Annotated in this window: 10 protein-coding genes and 1 pseudogene; 6 read left to right on the top strand and 5 right to left on the bottom strand. The window is 68.1% G+C overall.

Features of this window, described 5'->3' with window-relative positions; translation table 11 throughout:
* Together DQP57_RS15970 and purL are read right to left on the bottom strand one after the other, a co-directional pair.
* A pseudogene (locus DQP57_RS15970) lies at positions 1–141 on the bottom strand (CPBP family intramembrane glutamate endopeptidase); the annotation flags it as partial.
* 19 nt (positions 142–160) lie between these two features.
* On the bottom strand, positions 161–2,458 hold the full coding sequence (purL, locus tag DQP57_RS15965; RefSeq protein WP_112633874.1) for a phosphoribosylformylglycinamidine synthase subunit PurL: 2,298 nt from the start codon (positions 2,456–2,458) through the stop codon (positions 161–163).
* Positions 2,459–2,577: 119 nt separating this feature from the next.
* Between purL and DQP57_RS15960 the strand changes: the two genes are divergently transcribed.
* Positions 2,578–2,748, top strand: a complete 171-nt coding sequence (locus DQP57_RS15960) for a hypothetical protein (protein ID WP_240631777.1) — start codon at positions 2,578–2,580, stop codon at positions 2,746–2,748.
* Between the two features lie 7 nt (positions 2,749–2,755).
* On the opposite strand, the gene DQP57_RS15955 is transcribed toward DQP57_RS15960, so the two are convergent.
* The gene (locus DQP57_RS15955; RefSeq protein ID WP_112633873.1) at positions 2,756–3,103 is read right to left on the bottom strand and encodes a VOC family protein; all 348 of its coding nucleotides are present in this window, start codon (positions 3,101–3,103) and stop codon (positions 2,756–2,758) included.
* Positions 3,104–3,122: 19 nt separating this feature from the next.
* Positions 3,123–4,421 (bottom strand): M18 family aminopeptidase, encoded by a 1,299-nt coding sequence (locus DQP57_RS15950; protein ID WP_112633880.1) that lies wholly within the window; start codon positions 4,419–4,421, stop codon positions 3,123–3,125.
* Positions 4,422–4,458: 37 nt separating this feature from the next.
* Between DQP57_RS15950 and DQP57_RS15945 the strand changes: the two genes are divergently transcribed.
* From DQP57_RS15945 to DQP57_RS15935, 3 genes are all read left to right on the top strand, one after another.
* Positions 4,459–5,472 (top strand): Dyp-type peroxidase, encoded by a 1,014-nt coding sequence (locus DQP57_RS15945; RefSeq protein ID WP_165821823.1) that lies wholly within the window; start codon positions 4,459–4,461, stop codon positions 5,470–5,472.
* Positions 5,472–6,269: a family 1 encapsulin nanocompartment shell protein gene (locus DQP57_RS15940; protein ID WP_112633871.1), complete on the top strand. Its 798-nt coding sequence runs from the start codon at positions 5,472–5,474 to the stop codon at positions 6,267–6,269. Before DQP57_RS15945 ends, DQP57_RS15940 begins: the two co-directional genes overlap by 1 nt.
* A gap of 69 nt (positions 6,270–6,338) precedes the next feature.
* Positions 6,339–7,082 carry an SDR family NAD(P)-dependent oxidoreductase gene (locus DQP57_RS15935; RefSeq protein ID WP_112633870.1) on the top strand — a complete coding sequence of 248 codons (744 nt, stop codon included), beginning with the start codon at positions 6,339–6,341 and terminating at the stop codon, positions 7,080–7,082.
* A gap of 8 nt (positions 7,083–7,090) precedes the next feature.
* Here DQP57_RS15935 and DQP57_RS15930 read toward each other — a convergent pair whose 3' ends face one another.
* A complete protein-coding gene (locus tag DQP57_RS15930) occupies positions 7,091–8,803 on the bottom strand; it encodes an MOSC and FAD-binding oxidoreductase domain-containing protein (RefSeq protein ID WP_112633879.1) in 1,713 nt (570 codons plus the stop codon).
* Between the two features lie 233 nt (positions 8,804–9,036).
* Between DQP57_RS15930 and DQP57_RS15925 the strand changes: the two genes are divergently transcribed.
* Together DQP57_RS15925 and DQP57_RS27195 are read left to right on the top strand one after the other, a co-directional pair.
* Positions 9,037–9,906, top strand: a complete 870-nt coding sequence (locus DQP57_RS15925) for an alpha/beta fold hydrolase (protein ID WP_112633869.1) — start codon at positions 9,037–9,039, stop codon at positions 9,904–9,906.
* Between the two features lie 58 nt (positions 9,907–9,964).
* Positions 9,965–10,660: a TetR/AcrR family transcriptional regulator gene (locus DQP57_RS27195; RefSeq protein WP_240631776.1), complete on the top strand. Its 696-nt coding sequence runs from the start codon at positions 9,965–9,967 to the stop codon at positions 10,658–10,660.
* Positions 10,661–10,681: the final 21 nt, after the last annotated feature.

Raw genomic sequence — 10,681 nt, 5'->3', positions numbered from 1 at the left:
GACCAACACCAGCGCCCCGCCCACCACGGCCTGCAGCGCCGTCCGCCAGCTCGCGGGCAACCTGGGGCTGACGAAACTCCAGCCGACCAGGGCGGCGGCCAAGGACAGCGCGGCGGTCCGACGGAAGCTCCTGTCGGACATCAGAACTCGCTGCGGGCACTCATCCGAAGAGCCGCGGCAGCACCGCCTCGGAGGTCTCCCGCAGTTCGGCCAACGAAATCGTGAACAGGCCCTGGACCTCCACCGAGTCGGAGGCCTGGTCGACGACGCCGATGCGCACCGCCGGCAGTCCCCGCGCCTCGCACATCGACCGGAATCGGCTCTCCTCGGTGCGCGGCACGGCCACCAGCACGCGGCCGGCCGACTCGGAGAACAACGTCACGAACGGATCGGCTCCCTCGGGAAGTACGATGCGGCAACCGGTTTCACCGGCCAGGGCCGCTTCGACGACGGCCTGAGCGAGGCCGCCTTCGGACAGGTCGTGCGCCGCGGACACCAGCCCGTCGCGCGATGCCGAACGCAGCACCTCGCCCAGCAGCTTCTCGCGGGCCAGGTCCACCTCGGGCGGCAGCCCGCCCAGATGGTCGGCGGTCACCTGCGCCCAGATCGAGCCGTCGAACTCGTCGCGGGTATCGCCGAGCAGCATCAGGGTTTCCCCGGGCTCGGTGCCCAGGCCGGTGGGAATGCGCCGGCCGACGTCGTCGATGACGCCGAGCACCCCCACCACCGGTGTGGGCAGGATCGCCGCCGAGCCCGTTTGGTTGTAGAAGCTGACGTTGCCGCCGGTGACCGGAATCCCCAGTGCCACACAGCCATCGGCCAGGCCCTTGACGGCCTGCGAGAACTGCCACATCACACCGGGGTCCTCGGGCGAACCGAAATTCAGGCAGTTCGTCACCGCGACGGGCGCCGCCCCGGTGACCGCCACGTTGCGGTAGGCCTCGGCGAGGGCGAGCTGGGCCCCGGCATAGGGGTCCAGCTTGGTGTAGCGGCCGGACGCGTCGGTCGACAAGGCGATGCCGCGGCCGGTGGATTCGTCGACGCGCAGCACGCCGCCGTCGGCGTGCTCGGCCAGCACGGTATTGCCACGCACGTATCGGTCGTACTGCTCGGTGATGAAGGCGCGGCTGCACAGATGCGGACTACCCAGCAGCGCAAGCAAAGTGGCACGCAACTCGTCACCGGTGACCGGTCGGGGCAGCCCGGCCGAGCTGTCCGCATTCAGGGCGTCCTGCGTGTCGGGGCGGGCCACCGGCCGCTGGTAGACCGGACCTTCGTGGGCGACGGTGCGCGGCGGGACGTCGACGACGGTCTGGCCGTGCCAGGTGATCCGCAACCGGTCGCCGTCGGTGACCTCGCCGATCACGGTGGCCAGCACGTCCCACTTGCGGCAGACCGCCAGGAAGGCGTCGACGTTGTCCGGGGTGACCACCGCGCACATCCGCTCCTGGGACTCGCTGCACAGGATCTCCGCGGGCGTCATGCCGGTGGTGCGCAGCGGCACGGTCTCGAGCTGGATCGTCATCCCACCGTCGCCCGCCGAGGCCAATTCCGAAGTGGCGCAGGATAATCCGGCGCCACCCAGGTCCTGGATGCCGACCACCAGATGACTGGCGTACAGCTCGAGGCAGCACTCGATGAGCACCTTCTCCATGAACGGGTCGCCCACCTGAACCGAGGGCAGCTTCTTGCGCGAGTTCTCGGCGTCGAAGGTGTCCGACGCCAGCACCGACACCCCGCCGATGCCGTCGAGCCCCGTCCGCGCGCCGAACAGGATGATCTTGTTGCCCGTACCCGAGGCGAAGGCCAGATGCAGATCCTCTTGGCGCAAGACGCCGACGCACATGGCGTTGACCAACGGGTTGCCCGCGTAGCACGCGTCGAAGACGGTTTCGCCGCCGATGTTGGGCAGGCCCAATGAGTTGCCATACCCGCCGATGCCGCGGACCACGCCGTCGAGCACGCGGCGGGTGTCCGGCGCGTCGGCCGCGCCGAACCGAAGCTGGTCCATCACCGCGACCGGTCGCGCGCCCATCGCCATGATGTCGCGGACGATCCCGCCGACGCCGGTGGCCGCACCCTGGTAGGGCTCGACGTAGGACGGGTGGTTGTGCGATTCGACCTTGAAGGTGACCGCCCAGCCGTCGCCGATGTCGACGACGCCGGCGTTCTCGCCGATGCCGGCCAGCATGCCGGTGCGCATCTCGTCGGTGGTGGTCTCGCCGAAGTAGCGCAGGTGCACCTTGGACGACTTGTAGGAGCAGTGCTCGCTCCACATCACCGAGTACATCGCCAGCTCGGTGTCGGTGGGGCGGCGGCCCAGGATCTCGCGGATGCGCTGGTACTCGTCGTCTTTGAGGCCCAGCTCGGCGAAGGGTTGCGGCTCGTCGGGAGTGGTGGCGGCATGCTCGACGGTGTCGATGGCCTGGGTGGGCGCACTCGTCCCGGAGACAGTCACGCCAGACAGTCTAGGGCTGGGCGGCGTGCAGGCGCCGAGATGGCCGACCCTCTCGTCACGTGGGACCTATCCGCCGCGAAGCAGGTCTGCGCTTTCGGTGTCGGCGGGGTAGAACGCCCGTGCCCGGCGCGGCCGCCGGGGAGGAACTGGTGTTCTTGCACTATGTCGGTCGCGGCACCGGCCCGGACGGACCGTTCGAGATCCGGGGCATCGACCGGGTCCGCACCCGCGACGGGATCATGGTGGAGAACGTCATCCGCTACGAGCCGGCATTCGCGGGTCGGCGCTGAGCTACGGCTACTGACGCACCACGCAGAACACGTTGCCCTCGGGGTCGGCCAGCACCACCCAGCGGAAGCTGTCGCCGAACTGGTGCCGGCCGACCTCGGTCGCTCCGGCCGCCGTCAGCCGAGACACCTCCGCGTCGACGTCGGACGCGCTCAAGTCGAGGTGCACGCGGTTCTTACCGGGCGTCGGGTCGGGCACCTTCTGGAATCCGAGCCGCAGCCCGTCGCCGAAGGTCACCGCGGTGAATTCGTCGGCGAGCACCTCGTGCGTCGTCCCGCCGAACTGGTCGGCCCACCAGCCGGCCAGCTTCGCCGGGTCGGCGCAGTCGAAGGTCAGCATCTCCACGTTGAGCGGCATACCGGCAGACCTTAGGCCGCTAGTCGGGGAAAAGGAACGCCTGCATCGCGGCCGAGTAAGCGGCGACGTCCTGCGCGCCCATCAACTCGCGCGCCGAGTGCATCGCCAGCTGCGCGGCGCCGACGTCGACGGTGGGGATGCCCGTGCGCGCGGAGGTCAACGGTCCGATCGTCGACCCGCACGGCAGGTCGGCCCGGTGTTCGTAGCGCTGCAGCTCCACTCCGGCCTGCCGGCAGGCCAGCGCGAACGCCGCGGCGGTGCGGCCATCGGTGGCATAACGCAGGTTCGGGTGCACCTTGAGCACCGGCCCCGCGTTGACCTCTATCGGGTGGCCGGGTTCGTGCCGCTCCGGATAGTTGGGGTGGGTGGCGTGCGCCATGTCAGCCGAGGCCAGCAGCGAGTCGGGCAGACGGCGTAGGTAGTCCTCTCGGGTACCGCCGGCGGTGAGCACGATGCGCTCCAGGACGGTACCGAGCAGGTCGGATTGCGCACCGTGGTCCGACGACGACCCGACCTCCTCGTGATCGAAGAGCACCAACACCGGCAGCGCGGCCGTGGGCTCTGCCACGGCCAGCAGCGCCTCGAGCCCCGCATAACAACTGGCCTGGTTGTCCAGCCGGGGTGCGCTCAGCAGGTCCGCGTTGGCGCCGATCACCGTAGAGGGCGTCAGGTCGTGGGTCATCAGGTCGGCGGCCAGCACGTCGGTTGCCGCCACCCCGGCGCGGTCTGCGACGTAATCGACGAATGGCCGGGCCGTCTCACCGACGCCCCACACCGCGTTGACGTGTCGCTGCGGGTCCAGTGTCAGCGATTTGCGGTCCTCGGCCAGGTGAATGGCCAGCTGCGGCACCCGCAGGATCGGCTCGTCGATCCGGACCAGCCGGTGCTCGATCCCACCGCCGTCATGCACCGACAACCGCCCACTGATGCCCAGGTCGCGGTCCAGCCACGAGTTGAGCCACGCGCCGCCGTAGGGCTCCAAGGCGAGCACGCGCCACCCGGCGACCACCCGGTCGGGATGCTGTTTGACCCGCAGATTCGGGCTGTCGGTGTGTGCGCCGACTATCCGGAAGGGGCCGTCGGCGGCATTGGAATCCCACGCGACCAGCGAGCCGGCCCGCACCGTGAAGTAGCGTCCCGGCTCGGATGGCCACCGTTTGGCCTCGTCCAGTTCGGTGTATCCGGCAGCGGTCAACCGGGCGGCCACCGTGGCACAAACGTGAAAGGGCGACGGGGAGGCGTCGATGAAATCGCCGAGTCCTTGCGCGCTCGCCGAGGACGTCGCCTGGTTCCGAGGTCCGCCGGACATGTTGAACATCATGGCTGTCCGCCATTGTGCGGTTCACGTTAGGGTCATCCACGTGCCCCCCGTCCAGCCGCAACCCATCCTCGCGCCGTTGACGCCCGCGGCGATCTTTTTGGTGGTGACCATCGACGACGGCGGGGAGGCGACGGTGCACGACGCGCTGCCCGACATTCCCGGACTGGTGCGCGGGATCGGTTTCCGCGAACCCCAGAAGCGGTTGTCGGCGATCGCCTCGATCGGCTCCGACGCGTGGGACCGCTTGTTCTCCGGACCGCGGCCCGCCGAGCTGCATCGGTTCACCGAGCTGAACGGGCCGCGGCACCATGCCCCCGCCACCCCCGGAGACCTGTTGTTCCACATCAGGGCCGAGAGCTTGGACGTCTGCTTCGAACTGGCCGACCGGATCCTCAAATCGATGGCGGGCGCGGTCACCGTGGTCGACGAGGTGCATGGCTTCCGCTACTTCGACAATCGCGACTTGCTCGGATTCGTCGACGGCACCGAGAACCCGGACGGCGCGCTGGCGGTCAGTGCCACCGCGATCGGCGACGAGGACCCCGACTTCGCCGGCTCGTGCTACGTGCACGTGCAGAAGTACGTGCACGACATGGCGGCGTGGAATTCGATCTCGGTCACCGAGCAGGAGCGGGTGATCGGCCGGACCAAACTGGACGACATCGAACTCGATGACGACGTCAAGCCGGCCAACGCCCACATCGCGCTCAACGTGATCACCGACGACGAGGGCACGGAGCTGAAAATCGTGCGGCACAACATGCCGTTCGGCGAGCTCGGCAAGGGCGAATACGGCACGTACTTCATCGGCTATTCGCGGACACCGCAAGTCACCGAGCAGATGCTGCGCAACATGTTTCTCGGCGATCCGGCGGGTAACACCGACCGGATCCTCGACTTCTCCACCGCGGTCACCGGTGGACTGTTCTTCTCCCCCACCCTCGACTTCCTCGACGACCCACCGCCGTTGCCCACAGCGCCGGTGGCGGAAACGCCTGTGGCACAGAACGGCTCACTTTCGATCGGCAGCCTGAAAGGAACCTCTTGATGAACAACCTCTACCGCGACCTGGCACCGGTCACCGACGCCGCCTGGGCGGAAATCGAGACGGAGGCGACCCGCACCTTCAAGCGCCACATTGCCGGGCGCCGCGTCGTCGACGTCAGCGAGCCGGGCGGGCCGGTCACCGCCGCCGTCAGCACCGGTCGACTCGCCAACGTGGCGTCGCCCACCGACGGCGTGGAGGCCCACCTGCGGGAAAGCAAACCCCTTGTCCGGCTGCGTGTTCCGTTTACCCTGTCGCGTTACGAGATCGACAACGTCGAGCGCGGCGCCAACGACTCCGACTGGGACCCGGTCAAGGAGGCGGCCAAGAAGCTGGCGTTCGTGGAAGACCGCGCCATCTTCGAGGGCTACGCCGCGGCGTCGATCGAGGGGATCCGCTCGGCCAGCTCGAACAAGTCGCTGACCCTGCCGGCCGATCCCCGCGAGATTCCCGACGTCATCACCCAGGCGATCTCCGAGCTCCGCCTGGCCGGTGTCGACGGCCCGTACTCGGTGCTGTTGTCCGCCGACGTCTACACGCGGGTCAGCGAGACCACCGAACACGGATATCCGATCCTCGAACACATCGATCGACTCGTTCCCGGAGACATCATCTGGGCGCCGGCCATCGACGGTGCCTTCGTGCTGACCACCCGCGGCGGCGACTTCGACCTGCAGCTCGGCACCGACGTGTCGATCGGATACACCAGCCATGACGCGGACACGGTCCAGCTGTATCTGCAGGAGACGCTGACCTTCCTGTGCTACACCGCCGAGGCGTCCGTCCCGCTGAACCCCTAGGAATAAACGCCGAACGATCGCTGCTTACCGGGAAAGCAACTGAACTTCTCTCCTGGAGGCAGGATTTCGATGGCAACATCCTTGGCCGGCTCGACCGCTTTGGTGACCGGCGCGACATCGGGCATCGGCAGGCAAATCGCACTGCAGCTTGCGGAACGCGGCGCCGAGGTGGTGGTGCAGGGCCGCGACGCCGAACGCGGCGCCAAGACCGTCAGCGATATCGAAAACGCCGGTGGTAAGGCGCGTTTCGTCGCCGCCGATCTCAACGATGCGCACGACGTGCGGCGACTGGCCACCGAGGCGGGGCCCGTGGACATCCTGATCAACAACGCCGGCATCTACGAATTCGGCCTCACCGCGGACACCGACGATGCGACCTTCGACGAACACGTGAACGTCAATCTGCGCGCGCCGTACATCCTGGTGCAGCAATTGGTGCCCGCCATGGCCGCTCGCGGACATGGCGCCGTGGTGAACCTGAGCACCGTTGCGGCCTCCATCCCGGCGCGAGCCGCGGGTATTTACGGGGCGACCAAGGCCGGTTTGGAACAGCTGACACGAGTGTGGGCCGACGAGTTCGGCCAAGCCGGTGTGCGGGTCAACGCAGTGGCCGCTGGGCCGACACACACCCCAGGCGCCGCCACCATTCCCGGCATGGTCGAAGGACTCGGGGCGAGTGCGACCGCGCTGGGCAGACCGGCCGCCGCCGATGAGATCGCGAGCGCGGTGGTCTTCCTCAGCTCCCCCGAGGCCAGCTACGTCAACGGGGCCGTTTTGCACGCGACCGGGGGACAGCGAGCGATTGCCGCGTAAGGGTTCCGCTAGAGATCGAGCACCACGTCGGTTTCCGGTGCCGCAGAGCAGATGAGCACCGAGCCCTCACCAGGCGGCTCCAACGGCTGCTGCACGTAGGTGGTCGTGCCGGCGACCACGCCGGTGACGCACAGGTGGCACACGCCGCTCCGGCAGGAGAAGCGGGTTGGCACGTCGCAGGCCTCGGCGAGGTCGAGGATGCTGCGGTATGCCGGTGACCAGTTGACGGTTAATCCGCTGCGCGTGAAGGTGATCGCCGGCCCGCGCCCCGGCGCCCCGGGCGGCGGGTGGGGCGGTGTGCGCTCGCCGGTCTCGACAACTCCCGGGTTGATCGCGGGCAGCGCGCCGAACAGCTCGCTGTGAATCCGGGACGCGTCGAATCCGGTGTCCACCAGGGCATCTCGCATATCTGCCATGAATTGGGTTGGGCCGCAGAGGTAAACGGCGGCGTCGGTCGGCAGGCCCAGCTTCGCGATGGTCTCTGCGCGCAGCCGGCCCTGCGTTTCGGTGTAAAAGACCCGCTGCCGGGCGCGCGGTAGCGATTTGATCAGCGCGTCGACTTCGGCTGCGAACACGTGGGTTTCGCGGCTGCGAGTGGTGTGTAACCACCAGATGTCGCGCGGACCGGCGGCCGCGGACAGGGCATGCAGCATCGCCAGGACCGGCGTCGCGCCGATTCCGGCGGAGAACAGGACGACCGGTCGGCTGTCTTCGGCCAGATAGAAATCGCCGCGCGGAGCGGCCGCCGCGATCACCGAACCCGGCTGGATATGGGTGTGCAGCCACCGGCTCACCACGCCGTGGTCCTCGCGCTTGACACTGATGCGGTAATGGCCGGCGGAGGAGTCATCCGACAACGAATAACTGCGCAGCGGCGCGGGATCGCCGGCGTCGGTGAGCTTGACCGTCAGGTACTGGCCGGGCAGCGCCGGTGGCAGCGGAGCCCGGTCGTCGGCTTCCAGCCGGATCGAGAGTACTTCCGGACTCTCCCAGCATGTTTCGGTGACCCGCAGGCGACGGAACCCCTTCCACCCCGGCTCGACGCCGATGGGCGGCGCCACCGCGGGTGCCGCGCCGTCGTGCGCCGCCAGCAGCTCGTGAAACGACTGCTGCCAGCCCGGGCTCAGCGCCGGGATGTCGACGGCTTTGCGCAGCGTTTCGACATCGCGGTCGGGTAGATAGAGCAGCGCGTCCACGTCGGCGACGCTGAGTTCGTGACGGCCCCGGCGGGTCCGCACGATGTCGTCGCCGGCCCGCACGTGGCCCTCGGTGATCACGCGGAAGTAAAAGCCCGGACGGTGTTGCGAGACGAGCAGATTGGGCATGTCGGGCTCGTCGAGGCGAAGGCCGACCCGGAAACAGGTGACGCGCGGCTGGGTCACCTCGAACTCGGCGTCTCCGATGCGATAGCGGTCGCCGATGCAGACGTCGTCGTCGCCGAGCCCGGTGACGGTGAAGTTTTCACCGAAGTGCCCGGCTCGCAGATCGTCGCGCCCCAGGTAGCTCTTCCAGAAGTCGTAGGACTCGCGCTGGTACACCATGACCGCGCGTTGCTCGCCCCCATGACCGGCGAGGTCGCCTTGACCGTCGCCGTCGACGTTGAGGCGGCGCACCATGACCGGCCCCTCGATCGGGACCTTCCAGATCCCCGTATAGACCGTTTTGTCCCGCCATTGAACGTTCTTGGGCATGCCCACGTTCACCGAAACAAGCTTGCCCACCAGTGTCACCTCGAACCGGGTCGCATTCGTACCGAGCCCAACTGGGATGGTTCGCCCAGAATATGGCAGCCCGGCCGGCACGTGCAATACGTCGGCCGCACCGGCTGTTGCGCGGCGCGGCGGTGGTGCATAATGGGTCATACAACCCAGAACCCCGGAACTGGGTGTCGTGGATTTCATCGAGCGCCGCCGCGGCGCACGACGGTGAAACGCGTTGAGTCAGGAGAAACGTCATGCCCGCCGTTCACCATCGCTACGCCACCGTCGACGGCCATCGGCTCTTCTACCGCGAGGCGGGAGACCCGACCGCTCCCACGGTGCTCCTCCTGCACGGCTTCCCCACCAGCTCGTACATGTTCCGCCACCTGATCCCGGCCCTGGCCGACGCTTACCACGTCATCGCGCCGGATCACCTGGGCTTCGGGCTGTCCGACGCCCCACCGGTGGGCGAGTTCGACTACACCTTCGACGCTTTGACCGAGCTCACCGCGGACCTGCTGCGGACCCTGGGCGTCGACCGGTACGCCATGTACGTCCAGGACTACGGCGCGCCGATCGGCTGGCGACTCGCGCTGCGCGACCCGGCAGCGACCACCGCGATCGTCAGCCAGAACGGCAACGGGTACGACGCGGGATTCGTCGAAAGCTTCTGGCAGGTCGTGCGCAAATACCAACAGGAGCAGACTGCCGACACCGAGGCGGCGGTGCGCCAGTTCCTCACCCTGGATGCCACCCGCTGGCAGTATGTGACCGGCGTGGCCGACGAGACCCTGATCGATCCCGAATCGTGGCAGCACGACTACGCGCTGATCTCCCGTCCGGGCAATGATTTGGTGCAGCTCAAGCTTTTTCGCGACTACGCCACCAATGCGCCCCTCTATCCGCGCTTGCACGACTATTTCCGGGCCAGCCGGGTGCCGCTGCTGGCGGTCTGGGGCCGCGGCGACGAGATCTTCGGCCCCGCCGGTGCCGAGGCGTTCGCAGGCGACCTGCCCGAAGCCGAGATCCATCTGCTCGACGGCGGACACTTTCTGCTCGAGTCCGCGTGCGACGACGTCGCCCGGCTGATCCGGAACTTTCTCGCCGGGCAAGGCCAGCCCTGACCCGATGTCTGGGCTGGAGATCCCATAAATGGGGGCGCTCCCGGGTTAGCCTGGCGCGATGGCCCATCCCGATATTCACGACGAACAACGGTTGACCGCCAAGGGGCGCGCCACCCGCGACCGGATCGTGCAGGCCGCCGCCCAGCTGATCGTCACCGACGGTTTGTCCGCGTCCAACATGGACAGCGTGCGCCGGGCGGCTTCGGTCAGCGGCTCACAGCTCGCCCATTATTTCGCCGACAAGGCGGCGCTCATTCGCGCGGTGATCAGGCGTCAGATCGGCGTGGTCCTGGACTTTCACCGCCAGCCCGCACTTCACGGCCTGGGTTCCTTTGACGACTTCGAGCGGTGGATCGACCTCAACATGCGCTACCTGCGGCGCATCGGTTACGTCGGCACCCCCACCTACCACGCGCTCACCGCCCAGTTGGCGAAGTCAGACGACGCCACGCGCGACGCGCTGGCCGCCGGTTACCAACAGTGGATTGACCTCTTGGAACAGGCAATTGCGCGGATGAAAGAGGACGGGCTGCTGGTTCGCGACGCCGATCCCCACCAGCTGGCGCTGGTGATCGTCACCGCGCACCAGGGAGGTGGCGTGCTGACCTTCACCTATCAACAGGAGTGGCCGCACGCCGACGCGATTCGCTTCGCGGTGAACTACCTGCGCCTGTTCGCCACCGACACCGCCGAACGAGCGGCCCGTCCGCCGCGCCGATTCCGCGGGCGTCCCCCGGCCCGACGGGCCGGCTGACCGATTGGCAGCGGGGGCGGT

The organism is Mycobacterium colombiense, from assembly GCF_003284935.1.
GTDB classification, from domain to species: domain Bacteria; phylum Actinomycetota; class Actinomycetes; order Mycobacteriales; family Mycobacteriaceae; genus Mycobacterium; species Mycobacterium arosiense_A.
Note: the sequence above shows the minus strand (reverse complement) of the source record. Positions and strands in the feature narration are given on the sequence as shown.